The organism is Nocardioides sp. Root151 (assembly GCF_001427925.1).
Classification (GTDB): Bacteria; Actinomycetota; Actinomycetes; order Propionibacteriales; family Nocardioidaceae; genus Nocardioides.
Genome location: NZ_LMGG01000004.1, coordinates 1,065,322 through 1,091,643, shown reverse-complemented (window position 1 = coordinate 1,091,643; position 26,322 = coordinate 1,065,322). Strand labels below are relative to the sequence as shown.

Annotated in this window: 24 protein-coding genes; 15 read left to right on the top strand and 9 right to left on the bottom strand. The window is 70.0% G+C overall.

Going from position 1 to position 26,322, the window contains the following annotated elements; translation table 11 throughout:
- Positions 1 to 49 precede the first annotated feature (49 nt).
- From ASD66_RS13785 to ASD66_RS13775, 3 genes are all read right to left on the bottom strand, one after another.
- Entirely contained in the window at positions 50 to 604 is a 555-nt protein-coding gene (locus ASD66_RS13785) for a DUF2231 domain-containing protein (protein WP_056680496.1), read from the bottom strand.
- Between the two features lie 70 nt (positions 605 to 674).
- Entirely contained in the window at positions 675 to 1,304 is a 630-nt protein-coding gene (locus ASD66_RS13780; RefSeq protein ID WP_082599490.1) for a class I SAM-dependent methyltransferase, read from the bottom strand.
- 24 nt (positions 1,305 to 1,328) lie between these two features.
- Positions 1,329 to 1,646, bottom strand: a complete 318-nt coding sequence (locus tag ASD66_RS13775) for a WHG domain-containing protein (protein WP_056891230.1) — start codon at positions 1,644 to 1,646, stop codon at positions 1,329 to 1,331.
- Between the two features lie 143 nt (positions 1,647 to 1,789).
- Between ASD66_RS13775 and ASD66_RS13770 the strand changes: the two genes are divergently transcribed.
- On the top strand, positions 1,790 to 5,227 hold the full coding sequence (locus ASD66_RS13770; RefSeq protein WP_056891229.1) for a TM0106 family RecB-like putative nuclease: 3,438 nt from the start codon (positions 1,790 to 1,792) through the stop codon (positions 5,225 to 5,227).
- A 37-nt stretch (positions 5,228 to 5,264) separates the two neighbouring features.
- Here ASD66_RS13770 and ASD66_RS13765 read toward each other — a convergent pair whose 3' ends face one another.
- The 4 genes from ASD66_RS13765 to ASD66_RS13750 form a co-directional block, all read right to left on the bottom strand.
- Entirely contained in the window at positions 5,265 to 6,092 is an 828-nt protein-coding gene (locus ASD66_RS13765; RefSeq protein WP_200950039.1) for an ankyrin repeat domain-containing protein, read from the bottom strand.
- 14 nt (positions 6,093 to 6,106) lie between these two features.
- Positions 6,107 to 6,535: a D-aminoacyl-tRNA deacylase gene (gene dtd / locus ASD66_RS13760; RefSeq protein ID WP_056891228.1), complete on the bottom strand. Its 429-nt coding sequence runs from the start codon at positions 6,533 to 6,535 to the stop codon at positions 6,107 to 6,109.
- Between the two features lie 84 nt (positions 6,536 to 6,619).
- A complete protein-coding gene (locus tag ASD66_RS13755; protein ID WP_056891227.1) occupies positions 6,620 to 7,096 on the bottom strand; it encodes an SRPBCC family protein in 477 nt (158 codons plus the stop codon).
- On the bottom strand, positions 7,093 to 7,467 hold the full coding sequence (locus ASD66_RS13750) for an ArsR/SmtB family transcription factor (protein ID WP_056891226.1): 375 nt from the start codon (positions 7,465 to 7,467) through the stop codon (positions 7,093 to 7,095). The genes ASD66_RS13755 and ASD66_RS13750 overlap by 4 nt, the downstream gene beginning before the upstream one ends.
- A 360-nt stretch (positions 7,468 to 7,827) precedes the next feature.
- Between ASD66_RS13750 and ASD66_RS13745 the strand changes: the two genes are divergently transcribed.
- Entirely contained in the window at positions 7,828 to 9,204 is a 1,377-nt protein-coding gene (locus ASD66_RS13745) for a dicarboxylate/amino acid:cation symporter (RefSeq protein WP_056680250.1), read from the top strand.
- A 166-nt stretch (positions 9,205 to 9,370) separates the two neighbouring features.
- Here ASD66_RS13745 and ASD66_RS13740 read toward each other — a convergent pair whose 3' ends face one another.
- The gene (locus ASD66_RS13740) at positions 9,371 to 10,675 is read right to left on the bottom strand and encodes an MFS transporter (protein ID WP_235530089.1); all 1,305 of its coding nucleotides are present in this window, start codon (positions 10,673 to 10,675) and stop codon (positions 9,371 to 9,373) included.
- An 84-nt stretch (positions 10,676 to 10,759) separates the two neighbouring features.
- Here ASD66_RS13740 and ASD66_RS13735 point away from each other — a divergent pair, with 84 nt between their 5' ends.
- The 13 genes from ASD66_RS13735 to fdhD all read left to right on the top strand — a co-directional run bounded on the left by ASD66_RS13735 (position 10,760) and on the right by fdhD (position 25,859).
- Entirely contained in the window at positions 10,760 to 11,623 is an 864-nt protein-coding gene (locus tag ASD66_RS13735; RefSeq protein WP_056891471.1) for a LysR family transcriptional regulator, read from the top strand.
- Positions 11,624 to 11,700: 77 nt separating this feature from the next.
- Positions 11,701 to 11,991, top strand: coding sequence for a DUF1330 domain-containing protein (locus ASD66_RS13730; protein WP_056891470.1), 291 nt, complete (start codon positions 11,701 to 11,703; stop codon positions 11,989 to 11,991).
- A 115-nt stretch (positions 11,992 to 12,106) separates the two neighbouring features.
- Positions 12,107 to 13,630, top strand: coding sequence for a DUF3375 domain-containing protein (locus ASD66_RS13725; protein ID WP_056891225.1), 1,524 nt, complete (start codon positions 12,107 to 12,109; stop codon positions 13,628 to 13,630).
- Positions 13,627 to 14,421 (top strand): DUF4194 domain-containing protein, encoded by a 795-nt coding sequence (locus ASD66_RS13720; protein WP_056891224.1) that lies wholly within the window; start codon positions 13,627 to 13,629, stop codon positions 14,419 to 14,421. The genes ASD66_RS13725 and ASD66_RS13720 overlap by 4 nt, the downstream gene beginning before the upstream one ends.
- The gene (locus ASD66_RS13715) at positions 14,418 to 17,900 is read left to right on the top strand and encodes an ATP-binding protein (RefSeq protein ID WP_056891223.1); all 3,483 of its coding nucleotides are present in this window, start codon (positions 14,418 to 14,420) and stop codon (positions 17,898 to 17,900) included. The genes ASD66_RS13720 and ASD66_RS13715 overlap by 4 nt, the downstream gene beginning before the upstream one ends.
- A gap of 109 nt (positions 17,901 to 18,009) precedes the next feature.
- Positions 18,010 to 18,390: a hypothetical protein gene (locus tag ASD66_RS13710; protein WP_056891222.1), complete on the top strand. Its 381-nt coding sequence runs from the start codon at positions 18,010 to 18,012 to the stop codon at positions 18,388 to 18,390.
- A gap of 158 nt (positions 18,391 to 18,548) precedes the next feature.
- Positions 18,549 to 19,190, top strand: a complete 642-nt coding sequence (locus ASD66_RS13705; RefSeq protein WP_056891221.1) for an ABC transporter permease — start codon at positions 18,549 to 18,551, stop codon at positions 19,188 to 19,190.
- Positions 19,187 to 20,419 carry an ABC transporter ATP-binding protein gene (locus tag ASD66_RS13700; protein ID WP_056891220.1) on the top strand — a complete coding sequence of 411 codons (1,233 nt, stop codon included), beginning with the start codon at positions 19,187 to 19,189 and terminating at the stop codon, positions 20,417 to 20,419. Before ASD66_RS13705 ends, ASD66_RS13700 begins: the two co-directional genes overlap by 4 nt.
- Positions 20,412 to 21,326: an ABC transporter permease gene (locus ASD66_RS13695; RefSeq protein WP_235530088.1), complete on the top strand. Its 915-nt coding sequence runs from the start codon at positions 20,412 to 20,414 to the stop codon at positions 21,324 to 21,326. The genes ASD66_RS13700 and ASD66_RS13695 overlap by 8 nt, the downstream gene beginning before the upstream one ends.
- Before the next feature lies 1 nt (position 21,327).
- The gene (locus ASD66_RS13690; RefSeq protein WP_082599489.1) at positions 21,328 to 22,329 is read left to right on the top strand and encodes a glycine betaine ABC transporter substrate-binding protein; all 1,002 of its coding nucleotides are present in this window, start codon (positions 21,328 to 21,330) and stop codon (positions 22,327 to 22,329) included.
- A 70-nt stretch (positions 22,330 to 22,399) separates the two neighbouring features.
- On the top strand, positions 22,400 to 22,741 hold the full coding sequence (locus ASD66_RS13685) for a DUF1801 domain-containing protein (RefSeq protein WP_056680275.1): 342 nt from the start codon (positions 22,400 to 22,402) through the stop codon (positions 22,739 to 22,741).
- A 14-nt stretch (positions 22,742 to 22,755) separates the two neighbouring features.
- The gene (locus ASD66_RS13680; protein ID WP_056891219.1) at positions 22,756 to 25,032 is read left to right on the top strand and encodes an FdhF/YdeP family oxidoreductase; all 2,277 of its coding nucleotides are present in this window, start codon (positions 22,756 to 22,758) and stop codon (positions 25,030 to 25,032) included.
- 2 nt (positions 25,033 to 25,034) lie between these two features.
- Positions 25,035 to 25,859: a formate dehydrogenase accessory sulfurtransferase FdhD gene (gene fdhD / locus ASD66_RS13675; protein ID WP_056680282.1), complete on the top strand. Its 825-nt coding sequence runs from the start codon at positions 25,035 to 25,037 to the stop codon at positions 25,857 to 25,859.
- Positions 25,860 to 25,865: 6 nt separating this feature from the next.
- Here fdhD and ASD66_RS13670 read toward each other — a convergent pair whose 3' ends face one another.
- Positions 25,866 to 26,312, bottom strand: a complete 447-nt coding sequence (locus tag ASD66_RS13670; RefSeq protein ID WP_056680285.1) for a DUF1801 domain-containing protein — start codon at positions 26,310 to 26,312, stop codon at positions 25,866 to 25,868.
- Between the last annotated feature and the right edge of the window lie 10 nt (positions 26,313 to 26,322).

Here is a 26,322-nt window from a genome sequence, read left to right as displayed (position 1 = left end):
GTCGAGCGCCGGGGCGAGCGAAGGGCGAGCGAAGGGAGAGGGCCTCCGGTCAGGCGTCGTACGCCGGGTCGCGGGTGCCCACCTTGCGCGCGACGGCGAGGTGGCCGCCCAGGAACCCGGCACCGCCGGCGACAGTCGCACCCAGCAGGGCCAGCCGGGCGCCGGTGCCGTGCGCGCCCCGGCGACGGGCCAGCCAGGACGCGGCATAGAGGCCGATCGCCACGCCGTTGCCGACCGCGTGCACGACGCCCACCCGTTTCTCGCGCGGGCCGGCCTCGGACCACTCCGCCCACCCGGTCCACGCGGTGGGTCCGACGACCACGAGGCCGGTGCCGACGAGGGCCTGTGCCGGCTCGGCCCACCGGCCGCGACCCAGCAGGTCGAGCACGGTCGCCGAGGTCCAGGACCCCAGCACCACGTCGGTGAGCGCCGGATGGACCGCATGCCCCAGCCAGTCACCACGCAGCACGGCGCCACGGGTTCCGGACCCGAAGATCGTCCTGACGTGCGGCTCCAGGGCCTGCACGGGGCCGTCGAGGGCGGCTGAGTCCTCGAGCTTCTTGAGCCAGCGCACGGCTGCGGGCGGTGGTTCGAAGGGAGACATGCGTTCCTCCTCGGTGACGACCGGTCTCGCCTTCACCCTGCCCCGCCGTACGACGAAGATCAACAGCAGCTCAGCTGTGTCGTACCGCCCGGACCACCGCGTCGACACCGGAGCCCGCGATCGAACGCGGCTGCTCCCTTGCGACCACCAGGTCCCACTCGTCCGCCGGGAGCACATCGGTCGCGTCCTTGACCGACACCTGCACCTGACCGGCGGCCGGTGTGGGCTGGCCGGTGGCGGGGTCGACGGGCCGGTGCCCGACCAGGACCAGCGTTCCTCCGGGGGCGACGCCAGCGGCCAGCCGGGTCACGAACTCGGCCACCGACCCGGCAACGTGGACGTAGAGACAGTTGACCAGGTCGAACGCCCCCGCGGCAGGTGCCCAGGTGCCGAGGTCGCCCTCGACCCACTCGATGCGCTCGGCCACCTCGGTGCCGAGCGCCTCTGCCGTGGAACGGCCGTGCTCGAGCGCGGACGGTGAGAAGTCGACGGCGGTGACCTGCCATCCGGAGGTGGCCAGCCAGAGCGTCTCCGCGCCGTGGCCGCACCCGGCGTCGAGTGCACGGCCGGGAGGAAGGCCGACCGTCTGGGCGAGCAGGTGCTGGTTGGGTGCGCGGCTCGCCAGCTTGTCCGGGTGGTCACGCAGAACCTGTTCCCAGCGGTGCTCCCACGCGTCCCGGTCGTGCATCTCGCTCGTCATGGGAGCGACCGTACGCCGGGCGCCCTACTGCTGCTTGCTGTAGCAGGTGATGATCATCGGGTTCACCCCACGCACGGACCAGCGGTACTGGCCGCGCCTGACATGGTGTGGGCAGACGCGCTCGGCCAGCCGACGGGCGGTCGCCGCGGTGTAGCGCTCGGGTGGCACCCAACTGAACGTGGCGCGATAGACATGCGCGTGCCGGCAGCTCAGCGCATAACCGCGATAGGTGAGGCACCGCTGATAGTTCTTGCGGACCTCGGGCTTCAGACTGCCTGGGCGACCACGGGTCGTCGAGAGAAGCCGCGACGCCGTGTCGAACGAGCCGACCGAGCAGCTCACCCAGCGGGCGCCCCGTTCCTGCTGGGCGTCGGTTCCTCTCGAGCGGACTGCGAGAACCCTGGGGCCTGGCGGAGTCGCGCGGGCCGTTTCGGCACTGTCGGTGCTCCCTGTCAGGCTGGGGGTGAGCGAGGACTGGAGGAACCATGTTCCTGATCGACGGGCAGCTGCACTGGAGTGCCTCAGACCTGACCGCCGCCGCGGCCTGCGAGTTCGGGGTGCTCCGCACGCTGGACCACACCCTCGGCCGGGCCGAGTGCATCGAGCAGTCCGAGGACCCGCTGATGGAGCACATCGCGCGACTCGGCGAGCGCCATGAGTCGGCGTTGCTCGAGCAGCGCCGCAGTGCGGGGGGCCTCGTCGAGCTGCCGCACGTGGCGGCTCCCTACACCGCCAGGGCGCTCGGAGCTGCGGCCGACGCAACGCTCGCGGCGTTCCGCGCGGCTCCGACCGTGGTCCACCAGGCGGCCTTCCACGACGGCGAGTTCTTCGGGTACGCCGACTTCGTGGAACGGGCAGAGGACGGCTGGCTGGTCTGCGACGCCAAGCTGGCGCGCCAGGCCAAGCCGCGTGCGCTTCTCCAGCTCGGGGCGTACGCCGACCAGCTGCGCCGTCTCGACCTTCCCGTGTCGTCGACGGTCTCCCTGTTGCTGGGCAACGGCGAGCGCGTCGACTTCCCGGTGGCCGACGTCCTGCCGGTCTTCGAGGAACGACGAGAGCGCTTGCGCACGCTTCTCGGTGAGCACCGGGCCGGGGGAGAGTCGGTCGTCTGGGGCGACCCCCGCTACGTCGCGTGCGGCCGGTGCCAGGAGTGCATCCATGCCGCCGAAGAGACCTCCGACCTGATCCTCGTGGCCGGCCTGCGCATGGAGCAGCGCCGCAGGCTGCGGACCGAAGGACTCACCTCGATCGCCGATCTCGCCCGCGCGACCACGAAACCCGCGGCACTCTCGCAGCGCACCTTCGACAAGCTGCACGCCCAGGCCGCACTCCAGTGGAAGCAGCTCTCCGGCGGTGAGGGAGCACCCGTCGAGTCGGTGCTCACCGACGATGCCGCGGAGACGCTGGCGCTGCTGCCGGCCCCGTCGACCGGCGACCTGTTCTTCGACTTCGAGGGCGACCCGCTCTACGACGAGGGCGACCTGTCGCGCACCGGGCTCGAGTACCTCTGGGGCCTCATGGACGACCAGGAGGCGTACGTCCCGTTGTGGGCGCACAGCTCCGCCGAGGAGAAGCAGGCGTTCCTCGAGTTCATGGACCTCGTCGCGAAGCGTCGTGCCGAGCACCCTGACATGCACATCTACCACTACGCGCCCTACGAGACCTCGGCGCTCAAGCGGCTCGCGATGCGCTACCAGACGAGGGAGAAGGAGCTCGACGACCTGTTGCGCTCGGAGGTCTTCGTCGACCTCTACGCGACGGTCCGCGGGTCCGTGCGCGTCTCGGCGCCCTCCTACAGCATCAAGAAGCTCGAGCCGCTCTACATGGGCGACGAGCTGCGCAGTGCCGACGGCGTGCAAGCTGGTGACGCGTCGATCCTTGCCTACCACGAGTTCCGCGACCTCCGGGCGACCCAGCCGCTGCGCGCGGAGGCGGTGCTCGACGACTTACAGGACTACAACACCTACGACTGCCTCTCGACGCTGCGGCTGCGCGACTGGCTGCTCGCTCGTGCCGTTGACGCAGGGGTTCGCGACCAGATCGTGTCGCGGGCACTCGACGTCGAGGGTGAGGAGACCTCCGACGACGACCCGGTTTTCCTCGCGTTGATGGCGAAGTCCGGGCCGGTCAGCCGGGCCGCACGCACGCCGGAGCAGCAGGCCCACGCCATGCTCGCCACGGCCATCGACTACCACCGGCGCGAGCGCAAGCAGTTCTGGTGGGGGCACTTCGAGCGGCTCCAGCACCCGGTCGACGACTGGTCGCACACCCGCGACGTCTTCGTCGTCGAGAGCGCCGAGGTCGTCGGCGACTGGGCCGTGCCCGAGGGACGCTCGAGCCGGCCCCGCCGCACCGTCCGCCTGATCGGCGACTGGGCTGCGGGCAGCAAGCAGGCGAAGGAGGCCCACGTCATCTACGCCGCACCGACGCCCGTGGGCGTCAACCGGCCCGAGGGTGCCCGCTACGGCTTCGCCCGCACCGAGACGTTGGCGTACGTCGACACGGACCCACGCGTCGTCCTGCTCACCGAGTCGTGCAAGCCCGACGAGACGTACGCCGAGCTGCCGCTGGCGTTGACGCCCGGGCCGCCGCCGGGCACCCAGGCGCTGGAGGCGGCGATCAAGTCCGTGGCCACCGACGCCGCGGGCGCGGGGTCCCTGCCGCGCGGCGCCGCGCTCGACCTGCTGGCCAGGCGTACGCCGCGTCTCGCCGGAGGACTGCCCCAGGAGGGCTCGGTCGTGGAGCGCGTCGTCGAGGCGCTGCTCGGCATGCAGGACTCCTACGTGGCGATCCAGGGGCCGCCGGGCACGGGCAAGACCTGGAACGGGTCGCGAGTCATCAAGGAGCTCGTGGAGCGCCACCACTGGCGGATCGGGGTGGTGGGGCAGTCGCACGCCGTCGCGGAGAACATGCTGGCCAACGTGGTGGCCGCGGGACTCGACCCTGCCCTGGTCGGCAAGAACTCCAACGACGCGGAGTCGCCCACCTGGACCGACCTCAAGGGTGGTGCGCCCCCGCGGGCAAAGTTCCTCGCCGACCACGCCGAGAGCGGGTGCGTGCTCGGCGGCACGGCCTGGACCTTCGCGAACGCCAACCTCGTCGAGCGTGAGGGCCTCGACCTTCTGGTCGTCGACGAGGCCGGACAGTTCTCGCTCGCACCGACCCTCGCCTCGGCGATCTCCGCCAAGCGGCTCCTGCTGCTCGGTGACCCGCAGCAGCTGCCGCAGGTCAGCCAGGGCACCCACGCCGAGCCCGTCGACGAGTCGGCGTTGGGCTGGTTGATGGACGGGCACGACACGATTCCCTCCACCCACGGCTACTTCCTGGAGGAGTCCTGGCGCATGCACCCGGCGTTGTGCGCGAAGGTCTCCGAGCTGTCGTACGACGGCCGACTCGCCTCCGCAGCTGCCCCGTCGCAGCGCCACCTCGACGACGTGCAGCCGGGTCTCTCGGTGGTGACCGTCGCCCACACCGGCAACCGCACGGAGTCTCCCGAGGAGGCCCTGGCGGTCGTGGAGCAGGTGGAGGCGTTGCTCGGCACCGCGTGGACCTCCGCACCCGACGCGGCTCCTCGTCCCCTCGCAGGTGGCGACTTCCTCGTCGTCGCGCCGTACAACGCCCAGGTGGTGACGATCCGCAAGGCACTCGACAAGGCAGGGCTGGCCACGGTGCGGGTCGGCACGGTCGACAAGTTCCAGGGCCAGGAGGCGCCGGTGGCGATCCTGTCGATGACCGCGTCGTCCCACGGCGACGTGCCGCGCGGCATGGGCTTCCTGCTCAGTCGCAACCGTCTCAACGTCGCCCTCTCCCGGGCGCAGTGGCGGGCCATCCTGGTCCGCTCCGAGGCACTCACGTCGTTCATGCCCACCAGCGTGCGCGGGGTCCTCGAGCTCGGCGGGTTCATCGGCCTCTGCCAGGACTGATGTTCCGCGTTGCTCCGGTGACCGAGGGGGAGCCGGGTCAGCGGGCGCGGTCGATGGCGTCGACGATGGCCTGGTAACCCCGGTCGGAGGCGAGTCGGCGGGGGAGCACCCCGTCGCCGTCCGGGATGGCCGGGTCGGCGCCGGCCTCCAGGAGCATCTCGACCACCTTCACGTGTCGCGGTGATCCGTCGCCGAGCACGATCGCCTCGTGCAGTGCCGTCCACGACAGGTTGTTCACGTGGTTGACCGGGACTCCGGCGGCGATCAGGATCCGCACCGTCTCGACGTGCGCGTGCTCGCTGGCGGGGATCAGCGCGGTGCCGCCGTAGCGGTTGATGCTCGACACGTCGGCACCGTGGGCGAGGGTGAGCTCGAGGATCTCGTCGAGGCCCTCGGCCCCGGCGTAGAGGAACGCGGAGTCCTCGAGGTCGTCCTTGGCGTTCGGGTCGGCCCCGGCCTGGAGGAGTGCCCGGGCGATGGCCACCCGGTTCGACTTGGTCGCGACCACGAGTGGTGTGCGGCCGAGGTCGTTGCGGGACTCGAGGTCCGGGCGGTTGGCGAGGGCCTCTTTCACCGTGGCGAGGTCTCCGTCGGCCGTGGCGCGGGCCAGCAGCGCGGTGGCCTGACGTCGGGTCATCGTGGGTTCCTTCGGGGTGGAGGGCTCGGTGGACTGGGCAGTGTCAGCGGAGCCATCGGCCGCGGAGGTCGGCGACCCGGATGGCGCGGTCGTTGTCTCGGGCGCGGCGTCGTCCGACGTACCACCCGGCGAGCACGCGGACAGCACGAAGACCATCGCCGGGGCGAGGGTCAGTGCCTTCCAGTCGAGGGCCCTCCAGTCGAGGCGGCCGTGGGGGTCTTCCTGCATGGGTGCTCCCTCCGTCAGGGTGAGTCGAGGATCAGGGTGACCGGCCCGTCGTTGACCAGCGACACGGCCATGTCGGCACCGAACACGCCGCGCGCCACGGGTGACCCGAGACGCTGCAGCTCGTCGCAGAACGCCTCATACAGCGGCTCGCTGACCGCACCCGGTGCCGCCGCCGACCAGGTGGGACGGCGGCCCTTGCGTGCGTCGCCGTACAACGTGAACTGGCTGACCACCAGCAGCGGCGCTCCGGCGTCGGCCACCGACTGCTCGTCGCGCAGGAGCCGGACGTCACGCACCTTGCGGGCCAGCCACTCGACGTCGGCCAGCCCGTCGTCGTGGGTCACCCCGAGCAGCACGACGAGCCCGGGTCGGTCGAGCCCGCCGACGACCTCGCCGGCCACGCTGACCGAGGCCGACGACACGCGTTGCAGCACCGCTCTCATGCGCCAATCCAAGCAGAGGAGGCCTCATCAGCCCGGACGCGAGCACCAGGACCGGTCCTTCATGGTCCGGTTCCGTGCAGGAGATCAGGTGCGGGACTCGACGAGCGCGGCCAGCTGCTGGGTGACGGCGCCCCAGCCGTCGTGGAAGCCGAGCTGCTCGTGCCTGTCGCGGTCGGCGGCGTCGCGGTGTCGCGCCGTGGCGGCGTACGCCGTACCGCCGTCGGGGTGGTCCGCCATCGTGATGACGGCGGTGACAAACGACGCCGGGGCGGGACGCCAGCCGGCGACCAGTGCGTCGGTCCAGACGAGGCGCGCGAGGTCCTGCACCTCGAGGAAGCAACCCGTGACGTGCGGGCCGTAGGTCGTACCGTCCTCGCTGATCTCGGTGCGGAAGGCGCCACCGGGTCGCAGGTCGAGCTCGGCGACGCGACACGAGCTGGGCGCCGGAACCCACCACTGTGCGAGGAGCGCCGGATCGGTCCACGCGTTCCAGACGGCGTCGCGGGGTGCGGCGATGATGCGAGTGACGGTGAGGTCGAGGTCGGGGCGGTCGTGCGTCATGAGTCGGCCTTCCTGTTGATGTGGGCGGCGTTCTTGTGGGCATTGCTTGTGCGGCCGGTGACGAACTGCTCGAGACGATCGGTGCGGCCCTCCCACACCTGGCGCTGCTCCTCGAGCCAGCCCTCGACCAGGTCGAACTGGCCGGTCTCGAGGGTGCACGTGCGCACCCGCCCCGCCTTGCGGGTGCTGATCCAGCCCGTCCGTTCGAGGTGTCGGATGTGCTTCATGAACGAGGGGAGGGCCATGTCGAACGGAGCGGCCAGGTCGCTGATGCTGGCCGGGCCCGCCCCCAGGCGGCTGAGGACCGCGCGTCGGGTGGGGTCCGAGAGCGCGTGGAACACCGAATCGAGGGCAATCGCATGCTGAGCCATGGGGCTAAGTTACGCCGTGCCAACACTTATCGCAATGGCTAAGTGTTGGCGTGGGTGGCCGGTGAGGCCCGCACCACACCACGCGCCGGGAATGCCGGGCCGTGGTGCGGGGTTGCCCGACTGTGCGAAGTGAACCGACCGGCGAAGGCGACCTGTTGACCCGTCGCCTCGTCGTCGACCTCGTGCGTCTGCAGCTCTGCAGCTGTCGCTGACCGATCCGGCCGAGCCGGCCCCCGTGATTGGCCCCGTGATTGGGCCCGTGGTCCGGCCCCGCATCCGTCTGCCCTCCCACCCGACTCTCCTCCGCTGTCGACGCGCCCGGTGGCGCGTCGTACGGCTGCAGTGAAAGGCCCCTCCCGCATGAGTTCCTCCGCAGCAACCACAACCCCCACGAAGCGGCGCAGCTGGCTTCCCTCCTTCGGTGTCCAGGTCCTGATCGGCCTGGCGCTCGGCGTCGTCCTTGGCCTGGTGGCCCGCTCGATGGGCGCCGACGGCGTCGACTCGGCGACCGGCGAGGTCGACCCGAACTGGCTGACCGAGACCCTGACCACCGTCGGCAGCACGTTCGTGACGCTGCTCCGGGCAGTGGTCCCGCCGCTGGTATTCCTGGCCATCGTCGCCTCGATCGCCAACCTGCGTGAGGTCACCGGCGCGGCCAGGCTGGCGTGGAAGACGCTGGTCTGGTTCGCGATCACCGCCCTCATCGCGGTGTCGATCGGCATCGTGCTCGGGCTGGTGCTCGAGCCCGGCAACCACACCAGCGTCTCCAAGGCGGCCGCCGAGGCCCCGGGCAGCACCGGCTCGTGGTTGGACTTCCTCACCGGCCTGGTCCCGGCCAACGTGCTCGGCCTCGAGGCCAGCGCGAACGGCGACGGCTCGATCGGGCTGTCCTTCAACGTGCTGCAGATCCTCGTCGTCGCGATCGCGGTCGGCATCGCCACGCTCAAGGTGGGCGAGGCTGCCGACCCGTTCCTGACGGTGGTGCGCTCGGCCCTGTCCATCGTGCAGAAGGTGCTGTGGTGGATCATCCTGCTGGCCCCGATCGCCACGGTCGGCCTGCTCGGCAACGCGGTCGCGTCTTACGGCTGGGACGCCCTCGGCTCACTGGGCACGTTCGCCGGTGCGATCTACCTCGGCCTCGCGCTGGTGATGTTCGTGGTCTACCCGGTGCTGTTGCGGGCCAACGGGCTCTCCATCAGGCAGTTCTTCTCCGGCGCCTGGCCGGCGATCCAGCTGGCCTTCGTGTCGCGCTCCTCGGTGGGCACCATGCCGGTCACCCAGTCCGTGACCGAGCGCAACCTGGGGGTGCCCTCGGCGTACGCCTCGTTCGCCGTGCCGCTCGGCGCGACCACCAAGATGGACGGCTGCGCCTCGATCTACCCGGCGATCTCGGCGATCTTCGTCGCGCAGTTCTTCGGCGTCGACCTGGCCCTCACCGACTACCTGCTGATCGTGTTCGTCTCCGTGATCGGCTCGGCCGCCACCGCCGGTGTCACCGGAGCGACCGTCATGCTGACGCTCACCCTGTCGACGCTCGGTCTCCCGCTCGAGGGGGTCGGCCTGCTGCTGGCCATCGACCCGATCCTCGACATGGGTCGTACGGCGACCAACGTTGCCGGTCAGGCACTCGTGCCGACGCTGGTGGCCAAGCGTGAGGGCATCCTCGACGAGTCGGCGTACGCCGCATCGCGTCGTGGTGAGGTGTGGCGCGAGGACGACGAGCTGGTCGCCGCCTGACGAACCGCAGGTCTGCTGCGGCGGTGCGTCAGCAACCCCGCCCGCCCTGCCGCCTTGTTGCGCGGTGAATGAACGTTTGTTCAAGGTTCAGCTTGAACAGACGTTCATTCAACCGCGGCAGGTGGGTCTGCGAGCGCAGGTGGGGGGATCGGCTTCCCGGTCCGAGCTAGGCCACGAGCGCGGTCGGCTCGTCGCTCGAGGCGTTGGCCCGGGGTGAGGCGGGTGAGGCGGGCGCCGAGGGCGCCGCGGGCGCTCGAGTGCCGCGTAGCACCACGATCAACAGTGCGGTCAGGGTGAGGAGGCCGCCGCTCAGCGCCACGACGCCGGTCCAGCCCGCGTGCGTCCAGGCGGTGCTGCCGAGGTTGCCGAACACGGAGGACCCCACGTAGTAGGAGAACAGGTAGAATGACGCGGCCTGGCCGGTGCTGGCCCCCAGCGCGTGCGCGCGCACGGTCACCCAGCCACTGGCCAGGCCGTGCATGCTGAAGAAGCCGATCGACAGCAGGGCGATGCCGAGGACGATCACCGGCAACGATCCGCTCAGGGTGAGCAGGACACCGGCCAGCGCCACGGCGCAGCCGAGGGGGATGATGCGCCGGCGGTCGATCCGGTTGGCGAAGCGCCCGGAGACGATCGAGCTGACCGAGCCGAGCGGATTGACCAGGTAGATCAGGCTGATCGCACCCAGTGACAGGCCGTAGGGAGCCGCCGTGAACCTGAAGCCGATCGCGTTGAACACCGAGACGTAGCTGCCGATCAGGCAGGCAGCGAGGGCGTAGAGCGCCAGGAGTGCACGGTCGTCGAGGACTCCGCGCGTGGCCCGGGCCAGGTTGCCGCGGCCCCGGGTGGCGGGCGTGAACTGGCGTGACGACGGCAGCAGGACGGCGACCAGCACGGCGCAGACGAGTGCGAACAAGGCGGCGCTGGCCAGTGCCCACCGCCAGCCGGCCACGTCCGCGACCGGTGCGGTGACGAGTCGACCTGCCATCCCACCCAGGGCGGTGCCTCCGACGTACAACCCGACGGCGCCGGCCTGGGCGGAGCGGTGCAGCTCCTCGCGCAGGTACGCCGTCGCGACCGCAGGCAGCCCGGCGAGGGCGAAGCCGGCCAGCATGCGCAGGGCGAGCAGGGTCTCCCAGGTGGGGGCCAGGGCGCAGGCGAGCCCGACGACGACGGAGGCCCACATCGAGATGTGGATCAGTCGGGTTCGTCCGACCACCTCGGAGAGTGGGCCGGCGATCAGCAGTGCCACGGCCAGCGAGGCGGTGGTCAGTGAGACGGTGAGCGTGCTGCGCGTGGGGGAGACGCCGAACTCGTCGACGAAGGCCGGCAGGAGTGACTGTGTGGCATAGAGCAGGACGAAGGTGGCGTTGCCGGCCGCGAACATCGAGATCATGATTCGGCGGTAGCCCGGGCTGCCCGGTGCGTGTCCGGAGTCGGAGGTGGGACGAGTGGTCAGGGTGGTGCTCACGTTTCACAAGGATCCGCCTCCAATGGTGATACGTACAATGCCGAAATTGGAAGCATTCCATACGCAACACGTATGATGTTGGGTGTGCTGATCCGAGACCTCGAATGGCTGCTCACCCTGGCCGAGCACGGTCACGTCACGGACACCGCTGCGATCCTGGGCGTCAGCCAGCCGACGCTCTCCCGGTCACTGACCCGGCTCGAGGACGAGCTCGGTGCGCGCCTGTTCGAACGCGTTCCCGCTGGCGTACAACTCAACCCGACGGGGGACCTCGTGGTGGCGGCGGCCCGCGACATCGTCGACCGTCACGCCCAGCTGCGCAGCGACCTCGACACCCGACTCGATCCCGAGGCGGGTGTCGTGCGGCTGGCCTTCCTCGACTCGATGGCCACCTCGTTGGTGCCCCAGATGCTGCGCGCCTTCCACGCCCACGCGCCGCGGACCAAGGTGCTGCTGGCCCAGGAGCCGCACCACGACATCATGCGCGACCTGACCACGGGCGAGGCCGAGCTGGGGGTCACCACCATCCAGCCCGCGGGACCGTTCGGTTGGCTGACGCTGCAGCACGAGCGGTTGGTGGCCGTCGTGCCACCCACGCATCGACTCCGCGACCGCAAGCGGATCACGCTCCGGGACCTGGCCGGCGACGAGCTCATCACCACTCCGGTCGGCTTCGGCTACCGGGCGGTGGTGCAGCAGCTGATGGCCGAGGACGGGGTGGCGCTGCGGATCTCCTTCGAGAGTGCCGACCTGGCCACCATCGAGGGGCTGGTGGCGGCCGGCCTGGGCGTCGCGATCCTGCCCGAGCAGCTCGCCGGCGTGAACGGAACGATCAGCCTGGCGCTGCGCTCGCCGCTCGCCCGGCGCACGGTCGGCCTGACCTGGCGCACCGACCACGCGCTGGCTCCGCCCGCAGAGCGGATGCTCTCGTTCCTCAGGGACACCTAGAACCTGGATGGTTCGGTCGTGCCCTGAATGGGGTGGGCCGCGTCGACGGTGGTGTCGCGGTGCAGGAGGATGGATCCATGACTGCCTACTGGATCAGCACCTACAACGAGATCCTCGACCCCGCGAAGATGGCCGCGTATGCCGAGATCGCCGGGCCCGTCCTGACCGAGGCCGGCGGCACGTACCTGGCCCGGGACCAGTCCGCGCACACCTGGGAGGACGCACGAGAGGGCCGTGTGGTGATCATCCGCTTCGACTCGGTCGAGCAGGCGGTGGCGGCGCACGACAGCCCGGCGTACCAGGCAGCCTTGGCGGCGCTCGACGGTGGCGTGCGACGCGAGGTGCGGATCGTCCCCGGGGTCGAGTGACCCCGTTCCACGTATCCACGAGACGGGCCCACGCTCCCTGGAGGCCGGACCGTCGGACCCCTCTGGAATGCTTGCGCTCCGGTCGGTACGACGAACGCAGTCTGGAGGTGTGGGGATGAGCGAGATCGCCGGTGAGCTGGCGCGGGTCAAGGGGGCGTTCGACCAGCCCACCCTGACCCTGCTCCACCAGCGCCAGGCGCCCGTGGTGATCACGATCTTCCGGGCCGCGTTCGGACGCAACAACAAGCCGATCCCCACCGCCCGCCTGCATGCCCAGGTCGAGGAGCACCTCGCCCAGATCCGCCTGACCGGCGAGTCCCTGGTGCCCGAGGGGAGCGGACGCGACCTCTGCCAGAAGTGGATGCGCGGTCAGTGGCTGGTGCGCGCGCTCGACGAACGCGGTCACGAGGTCTACACGCTCACCTCCCACGCGCAGCAGGCACTCGAGCTGGTCAAGGGCCTGGCCCGCGACCGGGCCACGCTGAGCGAGCATCGCATCGCCACCATCCTCGGCACGGTCCGGCGGTTCAACGCCGAGGCCAACCCCGATCGCACCGCGCGGGTCTCCCTGCTCAACGAGGAGATTGCCAGGCTCAGCGCCGAGCGCGACCGGCTCGTCGACGGCGCAGAGATGGTCAGCGCCACCGAGGACTACATGCTCGAGGGGTTCACCGAGCTCCAGTCGTTGATCTCCGCGCTGCCGAGCGACTTCGCCCGGGTCGAGGAGCGGTTCGCCGGCATCCGTGCCGAGATCCTGGCCGCCTTCCGCGCCGAGGACCGTCCACCCGGCGACGTGATCGACGACTACCTGGCCCGCGCCGACGCGCTGATGACCGCGACCCACGAGGGCCGGGCCTTCGAGGGCGCCTTCGGGCTGCTCCGCGACGACGCCCTGGTCGCCCAGCTCCGCGAAGACCTCACCGCGCTGCTTGAGCACCCGATCTCCGACCGGATCCTCGCCGAGTCCGACCGGGCCGAGCTGCGCGGCACCGTCAAGCTGGTCCGCGACGGGCTCGACCGGGTGCTCACCCAGCGGTCGAGGGTGACCGCGACGCTCAAGGAATACATCGTCTCCCACGACGCCGCCCGTGACCGCGAGCTCGAGCAGACGCTGCGCCAGGTGGAGTCCGAGCTGATGACCTGGATGGCCACCACCGGCCCGCGGGCCACCCACGACGTGCCACTGCTGCCGTTGCGCGCCGGCATCGACCACCTTCGCGAGCGCTTCCACGACCCGGCCGACGACCGGCTGCCCGACCCGATCGAGCCGGTCGACCCCGACGACGCGAGGTCGCCGTCGCTGGCCGAGCTGATGGCCCAGGGCGGGCCGCAGCTGCCGTCGCTGCGGCAGCGCCTCGACGACGCACTCTCCGACCTGCTGCCCGCCGCCACTCTCGGCGAGGTCTTCGACCGGCTCGAGCCCTCGTTGCGCCGACCGGTGGAGATCTACGGACTGCTCCACCTGGCCGCCGACCGCGGCTGGACCACCGACGACGTCGTCGAGACCTGGGCCACGGTCCGCCACGACGGGTCGCGACGAACCTTCGCCGTGCCGCGGATGCCGCTGCCCGACCCCGACCTCGACGCACACCGCACCCAGCAGAGCCGCACCCAGCAGAACAGTGAGACCCCCGCATGAGCACCGACGTCGACCTCAACCGGCCGGAGCCGGAAGACGCGCTCGAACCGGACGACGCCCTCGAGCACGACCCGGCGTACGACGACTCGGTCTCGCTCTTCGAGGGCGACGAAGGCGGTCTCGAGCACTCCCAACGCCAGGCCCTCGTCGTGCTGCTCAAGCAGCGGTTCATCAGCGCTCGCACCCACCCACGTGACTGGCAGGTGCTGGTCGAGCACGAGCGGGTGCTCCGCTCACGCCTCAACGACGTGTTCCTCGACCTGATGGTTGACCGCGAGCGCGAGGTCGCCTGGAAGCGCCAGGCCGTCCCCGAGACCGGCGGCCGGTTCCCGACCCTGCTCCACGACACCGGCTGGTCGCGCGAGGAGACGCTGGTGCTGGTGCACGTGCGCGACCGGCTGCGCGCCGGGCTGGCCAGTGGCGACACCCGGGTCTTCGTCGACCGCGACGACATCCTCGACCACGTGGCCAGCTTCCGACCCGCGCACGCCACGGACGAGTCGGGCGACACCAAGCGCGCCCAGAACGCCGTCCAGAGCGTCGTGAAGTCCGGTCTCCTGATCGGTGCCACCGGTGACGAACGGTTCGAGATCAGCGAGGCGGTGGAGCCGCTGCTCCCGCTTGAGCTGCTCCAGGAGCTCCTGTCCGCGCTCCGCTCCGCCAACGACACCACCCCAGAACCCGAGGAGCCCGCCGACCTCTTCGACGAGGACGGTGCTGACACAGACGGTGCCGGCAAGGACCGTGCCGACAAGGACGGGGCCGACGCCGACGAGGAGCGCGACGCATGAGCACCGACCAGATCAACGAGCACGAGCTCGGCGGCGACGAGGTCGACGAGGCCTCCGACGGGCTCTTCGCCCGACAGGTGGTCGACACCCCGGCCGACGACACCGTCCAGTGGCGGGCGGCCCTTCTCCAGCTGGTCAACTGGGGAGGCTTCGGCGGCCTGACGACGGTGCCGCTGCGCGGTGACACCACGATGATCTCCGGGGCCTCCGGCGTCGGGAAGAGCACGATCCTCGACGCCTACACCGCGTTGATGATGCCCTCCGACACCAAGTTCAACGGCGCCTCCAACGACGCGGTCAGCGGGCGCGCCCGCGGTGTCGGCCAGCGCAACCTGCTCTCCTACCTTCGTGGCGCCGTCGACGTGATCGACGACCCCAGGACCGGCCGACCGGTCGAGAAGCTGCTGCGCGGCAAGGGCGCCGACACCTGGGGTGCGGTCGCGATGACGTTCGTCAACGACCAGGGCGGCCGGTTCACCGCGCTGCGCACCTACTACGTGCCGCGTCGCGCCACCCGGTCGAGCGACGTGCAGATGCAGCTGGCCACCCACGAGGGGGCGCTCACCCTCGACACCCTCGAGGTCGCCGTCCCCGAGCGCTTCCACGCCAACACCTTGAAGAAGCTCCTCCCCGGCATTCGCGTGCACCGCACCTACGCCGAGTTCTCCGCCGTCCTGCACGCCCGCCTCGGCATCGGCGCGAACGGCGATGGTGCCAAGGCACTGCGCCTGCTCTCACGCATCCAGGCCGGCAACCAGGTGCGCAGCGTCGACGAGCTCTACAAGGAGATGGTGCTCGAGCGTCCCGCGACGTACGCCGCCGCGGACCGCGCCATCGAGCACTTCGACGACCTCGACGCGGCGTACTCCGCGATGCGCACCGAAGAGGAGAAGCTCGACCTCCTCGGCCCGATCACCGAGCTGCACGCGCGCAAGGTCGCGGCCACCCGGCGCCAGTCCCAGCTAGACTCCTACGGCGTCACCCTCGGCGGCGACACCCCGCTGCGACTGTGGCTCCTGCGCACTCACCATCGCCTGCTCGAGGCGGCAGTCGCCGCCAACCGCGACGCGCGTACGACGAACGCGGACGACCTGTCCCAGACGTCGTCGGCCGAGGCCGCCCTGGTCGCCGACCTCGAGAACGCCAAGGACTCCCACCGCGCCGCCGGTGGAACCACGCTCCAGAACCTCGCCCTGTCGATCGAGCAGGAGCAGGTGGTCCGCGACGACCGCGCCGGCCGGCGCGCCGTGTTGCAGGAGCGCCTGCTGCCGCTGGTCGACGTGGCCGACCCGCATGCAGTCAGCGTCGAGACCGCGCTCGAGTCCGATGCCGGCTTCGGCGCCCTGCAGCAGCAGGCCCGTGAGTGGCTGGCCGGCTGGCAGGACCAGGCGGCCAGCCTCAAGCGTGAGCGTGACATCGCCCGCGACGGACTCTTCCCGGTCAAGCAGCGGCAGGCCGAGCTGCGCGAGGAGCGTGCCTCGCTGCAGAGTCGGGCCGGCCGCATGCCGTCCCGCATGCATGAGATGCGTGAAGAGGTGGCCCTGGCCAGCGGGCTCGGCATCGACGAGCTCCCGTTCGTGGCCGAGCTGGTCGACGTCGCCCCCGACGAGTCGCGGTGGCGCACCGCGGTCGAGACCGTCCTCGGCGGCACCGCCCGCCTCATGCTGGTGCCGATCGACCGGCTCAAGGACTTCTCCTCGGCCATCGACGGGCTCCGGCTGCGTGGCCGGCTGACCTTCGAGGGCGTCGAGCTCGACCTGCCCGACACCGGTCCGGCCGACCCCGAGCGCGTCGCCGGCAAGCTGCTCTTCAAGGACTCGCCGTTCTCCGGCTGGGTGCAGGCCCACCTCGGTGAGCCGTCGCGCAACGCCCTGTGCGTCGAGACCGCCGACGGCCTCGCCGGTGGCGGCTTCCGGGTGACTCTCGCCGGCCAGACCCGCAACGGTCGTCGCGGTGCCCACGGACGCGCCGACACCCGCAACATCATCGGTTTCTCCAACGAGGACGCGCTCTCCGAGATCGACTCCGAGCTCGCCGCCCTCGAGGAGAAGCTGCAGGCCTTCGACGCCGACGTGGCCGAGCTCGACCGCCAGGGCCGCGTGCTGGAGCAGGTCCGCACGGCCTACGACACGATCCGCGCGGCGCGCTTCGACGACATCGACGTCGCGGGCAGCGACGAGCGCATTGCCGAGCTCGGTCATCGGCGAGCCGAGATCCTGCGCGCCGACGACAAGCTGCACGTGCTCCAGGGCCAGATCGACGACCTGTCCGACCGACTGGAGCAGGCCCGCAAGAAGCGGTTCGTGCTCGAGGAGCGCCACAAGCGCCTGGCCGCGGAGCATGCCGAGCTGGTCGACTCCGAAGACCTGGTCAACGACCGCCTCGAGGTGATGGACCGCAACGGCACGGTGACGCTCACCGAGGAGCAGGACGCGGCGTTGGCCGCCGACTTCGCCGCGGCCGCGACGCCCGACGACCCCGACGACCTCGACCGCTTCCCGGTCACGTCGCAGCGGTTGGCCGAGCGACTGCGCGACGCGGTGGGGGAGACCGAGACCGAGATCAACCGGGTCGACGACGAGCTCGGTGCGATCTTCCGGATGTACAAGCTCAAGTGGGAGTCGCCGAACCTCGCGGCGACCCCCGACTCGTACGCCGACTACGCCCGCATCCTCGACGACATCCGCGGCACCGGCCTGGCCCAACGGCGCACCGAGTGGCGCCGCCGCCTCACCGAGTGGAGTGGCCAGGACCTCGTGCCGCTCGTGGGCGCGATGGCCGCCTCCATCGAAGAGATCGAGGACCGGCTCGAGCCGATCAACGCGATCCTGCGGCGGCTCGAGTTCGGGGCGTCCGGCGACCGACTGCGCATCCGACTGCGGCGGCTCTCACCCGCCCACGTGCAGGTCTTCATGAAGGACCTCCGCACGCTCTCCTCCGGTGTGACGGCCGAGCCTGACGAGGCCGACCTCGAGAAGCGGTTCCTCGACCTGAGCCGGTTCATGCGCCAGCTGCGCAGGCCGGTCCCGGGTGGCGATCCGGTCACCGATCGCGACCGCCTGCTCGACGTACGCCGGCACGTGGAGATCAGCGCCGAGCGCTATGACCACCACACCGGCGAGCTGCGGGCGACGTACCGCACGCTGGGGGAGAAGAGCGGCGGCGAGAGCCAGGAGCTGGTCGCGTTCATCGTCGGCTCGGCGCTGCGGTTCCGGCTCGGCGACGAGATGCGCTCCCGGCCCCGGTTCGCGCCGGTCTTCCTCGACGAGGGCTTCGTGAAGGCCGACTCCGAGTTCGCCGGCCGCGCCGTCCAGGCGTGGAAGGGCCTCGGCTTCCAGCTGATCATCGGTGTGCCCCTCGACAAGGTCACCGGTCTCGAACCGCACATGGACGAGCTGCTGGCGATCACCAAGAGCACCACGACCTACCAGTCGTGGATCACTCCGATCACCGACGCGGAGCAGACTCCCGCTGGTTGAGGCGCGCCACACCCTCGTTGGTCGAGGAGGCGAGCCAGCGCCGCTTCGAACCACCCGACCCCGAGGTGCGGTGCCGTCGGCGAGGACGACCGTCCAGTACGCTTCGAACATGCGTTCGGAGTCGAGGTGCGACGAACAGGCGTTCCTGCCGTTCGACCCGCCACCGACGGCACCGGCGTCCGCCTCGACGACCTCGGCCAAGGGCCGGGACGACGGAGCCATCCGTCACCTCATGGTCGACGACGCGCTTGCCTCCCTGGGCTGGCCGGCCGGCACGGAGCTCCTGCTGTCCCCGTGCCGTACGCCGCGCCGCGGCCAGGTCGTCCTCGCCAGCGACGGGAGCAGCCTGCGGATCGGCATCTTCGACCTGCATCTTGGGCGCGCGGCACTGCGCACCGACCACGGCACGGTCTGGATCGGTCGCGCGTCGCAGGTGATCGGCGCGGTCACGGAGGCGGCCGCGCCACTGACCGGCATGCCGGGTTCGTGAGGGCCACGGACTGGGGCCGGAGGCGACTGAACCGGCGACTGTCGGGTACCGCCGGACCTTCACGAGCGCGCCGCGACACGCCGACAGAACGCGATCGAGCAGCATCTGTGCTTGTGTTGAGAAGGTCAAATTCGATGCAACCGGGGTGATTCGCAGGCATGTGGGACTTCGTGAAGGACCGCTGGGACCTCATCCTCTACAACGCGTTGCAGCACGCGAACCTCGTCTTCCAGGCCGTGCTGGTCGCGACCGTCGTGGCCATCCTGCTGGCCGTGGTCGTCAACAAGTTCCGGATGCTCGAGTCGGTGGCCAACACGCTGTCCGCGATCGGATTGACCATCCCGTCCTTCGCGTTGGTGGGCCTGCTCCTCCCGGTGACGAAGATCGGCGCGACGACGGCCTTCATCTGCGTCGCCTTCTACGCGATGCTTCCGATCCTGCGCAACGCGGTGGTCGGGTTCAGCCAGGTCGACGCCACCCTGCTCGAGTCGGCCAAGGGCATGGGCATGACCGAGGTCGGCATCCTGATGCGGGTGCGACTTCCGCTGGCCTGGCCGGTGATCCACGCCGGTGTCCGCACCTCGGTGCAGATGTCCATGGGGATCGCCGCCATCGCGGCCTATGTGCTCGGCCCCGGGCTCGGGGGCTACATCTTCACCGGCCTCTCGCAGGCCGGGAACGAGAACGCCGTCCGCTACGCCTTGGTCGGCACGGTCGGCATCGTGATCGTCGCCCTCATCGCCGACCTGCTGATGCTCCTGCTCGGACGCATCACCATCTCGAAGGGAATCCGCGCATGACCCAGACCGGCGCCGCCGACAACGAGCGGGCGATCAGTGGAGCGGAACTCCGCCTCGAGGGCGTGATGAAGCGCTACCCCGGCCAGAAGGTTCCGGCCGTCGAGTCGCTCTCGCTGACCGTTCCGGCCGGAGAGATCGTCACGTTCGTCGGGCCCTCGGGCTGTGGCAAGACCACGTCCCTGAAGATGATCAACCGGCTGATCGAGCCGACCGCCGGCACGATCCTGATCGACGGCCAGGACATCAAGGCGGACAGCGCGACCAGCCTGCGCCGCAAGATCGGCTACGTCATCCAGGGCGGCAGCCTCTTCCCGCACATGACGGTGGCCACCAACGTCGGCGTCGTCCCGAAGATGCTCGACTGGGACTCCGCCAGGATCAGTGCCCGGGTCGACGAGCTTCTCGACCTGGTCGGCCTCGACCCCGATCGCTACCGCGACCGCTATCCCCGCGAGCTCTCGGGTGGCCAGCAGCAGCGCGTGGGCGTCGCCCGGGGCCTGGCCGCGGACCCGCCGGTGATCCTGATGGACGAGCCGTTCGGTGCGGTCGACCCGATCACCCGGCAGCGGCTCCAGGACGAGCTGATCAGCATCCAGCGCGAGCTCGGCAAGACCATCGTCTGTGTCACCCACGACATCGACGAGGCGATCAAGCTGGGCGACCGCATCCTGATCCTCCAGGAGGGCGCGCACATCGCGCAGTACGACACCCCCGAGAACATCCTCGCCGCTCCCGCCAACGACTTCGTGGCCGACTTCGTCGGAGCCGGATCGACCCTCAAGCAGCTCTCGCTGACCCGGGTCAGGGCCCTCGACCTGAACCAGCCGACCACCGCGCGGGTGGGCGAGGACACCCGACCCGTGGTGCAGAAGGCTGAGGCGGCGGGGGACGAGACCGTGGTCGTGCTCGACGACCGGGAGCGCCCGGTCGCGTGGCCCTGGCTGAGGCAGATGCGCCACAACCCGACGGTGCGCGGCGAACCCCGCGAGAACCTGCTGACCATCGACCACGCGGCCACCCTCAACGACGCGCTCGACACGATGCTCACCTCGACACACTCGAAGGTGATCGTCACCGGCGACCGTGACCGCTACCTCGGCGTCCTCGACTTCGAGACGGTCACCGACCACATGCGCCAGGCCGAACGGGAGGCGGCGGAGCATGTCGAGCTGGCACAGCAGGATCAGGCACAGACAGTGACGGAGCAGCAGGAAGGCAGCCATGGCTGAGCCCAGCCCTGCCGTTCTCGACGAGCCGGTCCCCGAGGGCCACGAGCCGACCGGCAAGCGTGGCGCGCGGGTGATCACCCGCGAGATGGTCATCATGCTGACCTTTCCGCCGATCCTGGTGGCCGCGGTCTTCGGTGGCTTCGTGTGGTGGCGCCAGACCGCCGAGCTCGACGTGGTCGAGGCGAACCAGCTGCGCTGGAGCCTGCTGTTCGACAGCCACTTCCACGAGGTGTTCCCGAGCTGGAACCCGGCCGACTGGCACGCCCCCTTCCCGAGCTGGAACCCGGCCAGCTGGTACGACGGCCCGTTGCTGCAGGGGTTGATCTGGGAGCACGTCCTGCTCACCGTCGTCTCCGCGATCATCGTCGTGGCGATCGCCGTACCGCTGGGCATCATGCTGACCCGCGGTGGCCTCCGGGTCCTGGCGCCGGTCGTCGTCGGCATCGCCAACGCCGGCCAGGCGGCACCCTCCGTGGGACTGATCGTGCTGCTCTTCCTCTGGCTTGACGGTGGCTTCTGGACGGCGATCTTCGCGCTCAGCCTCTACGGGATCCTGCCGGTGCTGCGCAACACCATCGTCGGCATCCAGGGGGTCGACCCCACGCTTGTCGAGGCCGGTCGCGGCATCGGCATGACCGGCGTGATGACGCTGTTCAAGATCGAGCTGCCACTGTCGGTCCCGGTGATCATGGCCGGCGTACGCACGTCGCTGGTGCTGATCGCCGGCACCGCGTCGCTGGCCTGCTTCATCGACGCGGGCGGCCTGGGCGAGATCCTGCAGACGGGCATCTCCCTGTTCAAGTTCTCACTGATGGTGACCGGCGCCGTCCTGATCGCGCTGCTGGCCCTGCTGATCGAGTGGCTGGGCCGCGTCCTGGAGCTGCTCACCCGACCGAAGGGGATCTGACATGTACGACGCGCTGCGCCGTCGCCGTTCCCTGCTCGCCCTGGTCAGCACCATGTCGGCGATGTCCCTGCTGCTGAGCAGCTGCTTCCTGGGCACGGCGGCCGGCCCTATTCGCAAGGGCGATCTGGCCGGCCCGGTGGCCGACGTGAAGCCCCTCGACGGGCTGGACATCTCGATCGGGTCCAAGAACTTCAGCGAGAACATCATCCTCGGCAAGATGGCAGTCACCCTGCTGGCCTCGGCCGGCGCCGACGTGACCGACCTGACCAACATCCCCGGCAGCGCCGCCGCCCGGCAGGCGCAGCTCGAGGGCCAGATCGACGCGATGTGGGAGTACACCGGCACCGGCTGGATCACCTACCTCGGTCACACCAAGCCGATCCCCGACGAGCAGAAGCAGTACGTCGCGGTCCGCGACGAGGACCTGAAGACGAACGACCTGGTCTGGCTGCCCCCGGCGCCGATGAACAACACCTACGGCTTCGCGATCACCCAGGCGGTCAGCAAGCGGTTCGGCATCACCAAGCTCTCCGAGATCAAGGACGTCCCGTTCAAGGACCGCACGTTCTGCGTGGAGTCGGAGTTCACCAACCGGCCCGACGGGCTGCCGGGAATGCTCAAGACGTACGGCATCCCGCAGGGCCAGGGCAACGGGGTTCCCGAGAAGAACCTCAAGACCTACCAGACCGGCGCGGTCTACAGCGCGACCGCGAAGGGCGAGTGCAACTTCGGTGAGGTGTTCACCACCGACGGCCGCATCGTGGCGCTCGACCTGACGGTGCTCAAGGACGACAAGGAGTACTTCCCGAAGTACAACGTCTCCCTGGTGGTCGATGACGACCTGCTCAAGGAGTACCCGCAGATCGAGAAGCTGTTCGCCCCGATCACCGAGAAGCTCACCAACGAGGTCCTGCTCAAGCTCAACGCGAAGGTCGACGTCGACGGACAGGAGCCGGTCGACGTGGCCTACGACTGGCTCAAGGACGAGGGCTTCATCAAGTGACCAGCCCGGCCCGCCAGCTGGTGATCGCCCCGGGGTCCTGGGCCGCCCGAGCGTGGCTAGACTCGCGAGCATGAGCACAGACTGGCGATCCGACACGGTCGAGAAGGTGCGGTCACTCATCGTGACGGCGGAGCCCGACGTCGAGGAGGAGGCCAAGTGGCGCAAGGCCTCCAACCCCGACGGCGTCCCCACGTTCTCGTCGTCCGGACTGATCTGCACGGTCGAGACCTACAAGGACAAGGTGAAGCTGACCTTCGCCAAGGGCGCCGCTCTCGACGACCCGACCGGGCTGTTCAACGCCAGCCTCGACGCCGGCACCCGGCGTGCGATCGACCTCCGCGAGGGTGACCAGCTCGACGAGGACGCGTTCGCCGAGCTGGTCCGCGAAGCCGTTGCACTGAACAGGTCCTGAAGGGCGGAGACGACATGCGTTCGAACGAGGATCCCAAGGACGACCTGAAGGTCACCAAGCCCAAGGAGTGGGCGGCCGGCGTACCTGCTGTGGCGCACGCGATCGAGTACTCCCTCTCGCAGACGTCGGCGAAGCGCACCGCGCTGACCCTGTTCGCGCTGAACCAGACCGAGGGCATCGACTGCCCCGGGTGCGCGTGGCCGGACCCGTCCGGCCACCGGCACAAGAACGAGTACTGCGAGAACGGCGCCAAGCACGTCAACGACGAGGCCACCACCAAGCGGGTGACCCGTGAGTTCTTCGCCCAGCACCCGGTCGCGGAGCTCGACGGGAAGTCCGACTACTGGCTCAACCAGCAGGGGCGCCTCACCGAGCCGATGGTGAAGCGGCCCGGTGCCACCCACTACGAGCCGATCAGCTGGGACGACGCCTTCGACCTCGTCGCCGACGGGCTGAACGGCCTGGGGTCGCCGGACGAGGCGATGTTCTACACCTCCGGGAGGCTGAACAACGAGGCGGCCTTCCTGCTGCAGCTGCTCGCCCGGTCGTTCGGCACGAACAACCTGCCCGACTGCTCGAACATGTGCCACGAGTCGAGCGGCTCCGGGCTGGGGGAGAGCCTCGGCATCGGCAAGGGCAGCGTCTCGCTCGACGACATCCACGAGTCCGACCTGATCCTGGTGGCCGGGCAGAACCCGGGCACCAACCACCCGCGCATGCTCAGCGCCCTCGAGGAGACCAAGCACAACGGCGGGCAGGTGGTGGCGATCAACCCGCTCCCCGAAGCCGGCCTGAAGCGGTTCAAGAACCCGCAGAAGCCCAGCGGCGTGATCGGTCGGGGCACGACGATCGCCGACCAGTTCCTCCTGATCCGCCCCGGCGGGGACCTGGCGCTCTTCCAGATGCTCAACAAGCTCCTGTTGGAGGCCGAGGCCGCCGCGCCCGGCACCGTGCTGGACCACGACTTCATCGAGCGCAACACGATCGGCTTCGAGGAGTTCTCGAAGAACGTCGAGGCGATCACCTGGGACGACGTACTCACCGCGACCGGGCTGACCCGTGACGAGGTCGAGGAGCTGCACCGCCGGGTGTTGCAGAGCAAGTCGGTCATCGTGTGCTGGGCGATGGGACTCACCCAGCAGAAGCACGGTGTGCCCACGATCCGCGAGATCGTCAACTTCCTGATGTTGCGCGGCAACCTCGGCCGGCCGGGCGCCGGAGTGTGCCCGGTGCGCGGGCACAGCAACGTGCAGGGCGACCGCACGATGGGCATCTGGGAGCAGATGCCGCAGCCGTTCCTCGACGCCCTCGGTGCGGAGTTCGACTTCACGCCGCCGACCAGCCACGGCTTCGACTCCGTCAACGGAGTGCGGGCGATGCGCGACGGCAAGGCCTCGGTCTTCGTGGGGGTGGCCGGCAACTTCGTGCGCGCCATGTCCGACAGTGACGTCACCGAGCAGGCGCTGCGCAACTGCTCGCTCACCGTGCAGATCTCGACCAAGCTCAACCGCTCGCACACCGTGGTCGGCGAGACCGCGGTGATCCTGCCGACCCTGGGCCGCAGTGACCGCGACGTCCAGGCGACAGGGGAGCAGTTCGTCACCGTCGAGGACTCGATGAGCGAGGTGCACCAGTCCCGCGGCAAGCTCGACCCGGCCTCGCCCGACCTGCTCAGTGAGGTCGCGATCCTGAGCCGCCTGGCCCGTCGTCTCCTGCCCGACAGCGCGATCCCGTGGGAGTCCTTCGAGGGCGACTACGACCTGGTCCGCGAGCGCATCGCCCGCGTCGTTCCGGGCTTCGAGGACTTCAACGCGCGGGTACGCCGACCCGGTGGGTTCCGGTTGCCCAACCCGGTCAACGAGGGCGTCTTCCCGACCCCGAGCGGCAAGGCGGTCTTCACCAGCAACGAGCTCACCATGCCGCGTCCCCCCGAGGGCCACCTGGTGCTGCAGTCGCTGCGTTCGCACGACCAGTGGAACACCATTCCCTACTCGGGCAACGACCGCTACCGCGGCATCCACAACGCCCGCCACGTGGTGCTGGTCAACCCCGACGACCTCGCCGAGCGTGGCCTCTCCGACGGCGACGTGGTCGACATCGTCAGTGTCTGGCACGACGGCACCGAGCGACGCGCCAGCGGGTTCACGGTGGTCGCCTACCCGGCCGCGCGCGGCTCGGCGGCGTCGTACTACCCGGAGACGAACGTGCTGGTCCCGCTGGACAGCGTGGCCGACGTCAGCAACACACCGACGTCGAAGGAAGTCATCGTCCGCCTCGAACCGGTGGGTTGACGATGGGCCGCGTCACCGCCCGCCGCAAGGTGCTGCGCGTCCGTGACGGCGTGGCCGACCACCGCGTCGACACCATCGCCGCGGAGGAGCCGATGGAGCTCCGGGTCAACGGCCGCACGCTCACCGTCACGATGCGCACGCCCGGTGACGACTTCGACCTGGCCGTGGGGTTCCTGGTCAGCGAGGGCGTGGTCCACGCGTCGTCCGACGTGACGTCCGTGCGCTACTGCGCGGGTGCCACGGCCGACGGCACCAACACCTACAACGTGGTCGACGTGCAGCTCGCGTCCGGCGTACCAGCCCCCGACCCGTCGCTGGAGCGCACCTTCCACACCACCTCGTCCTGTGGGCTGTGCGGCAAGGCCAGCCTCGAGTCGGTGCGCACGACGGCCACCTGGTCGGTCTCCGACGACCCGCTGCGCGTCGGACCCGAGCTTCTGGCGACGCTGCCCGAGGCCCTGCGCGAGGCCCAACGGGTCTTCGAGCGCACCGGCGGGCTGCACGCCGCCGGGCTCTTCTCCGCGGCTGGTGAGCTCCGGTGCGTGCGCGAGGACGTCGGCCGGCACAACGCCGTCGACAAGGTGGTCGGCGATGCCCTGCGCTCCGACACGCTCCCGTTGCGCGAGAGCATCCTGATGGTCAGCAGCCGTGCGTCGTTCGAGCTGGTCCAGAAGGCGGTGATGGCCGGAATCCCCATGCTGGCCGCGGTGTCCGCGCCCTCGTCGCTCGCTGTCGAGCTCGCCGAGGAGAGCGGCCTGACCCTGGTCGGGTTCCTGCGCGGCGCATCGATGAACGTGTACGCCGGCGCCGGCCGCATCGACGTCTGAGGCGGGTCAGCCCGCGGCCTTCTTCACCAGTTCGGTGAGCGCCTTCTCAATGGTGGCGTTCGTCGTGGTGACCGCGAAGCAGGTCGGCCACATGTCGCCGTCGTCGAGGGCGGCGTGCTCGTTGAACCCGACCTCGGAGTAGCGCACGTCGAACTTCGAGGCGTTCTTGAAGAACAGGATGATCTTGCCGTCGCGGTGCCAGGCGGGCATGCCGTACCAGGTCTTCGCCAGCAGGTCGGGCGCGTTGGCCGTGACGATCTCGTCGAGCTTCGTGGCGATGGCCTGCTCGTCGGCGGTCATCGCGGCAATCTTCTCCGCCAGGTCCGCGCGGTCGGCCTCCGCCTTCTTGGGGCTGGTGCTGCGCTTCTTGGCCGACTTCAGCTCGGCCGCGCGCTCCTTCATCGCGGCGCGCTCTTCCTTGGTGAATCCGTCGTACGACGTGTCGCTGCTCATCGCTGGTCCT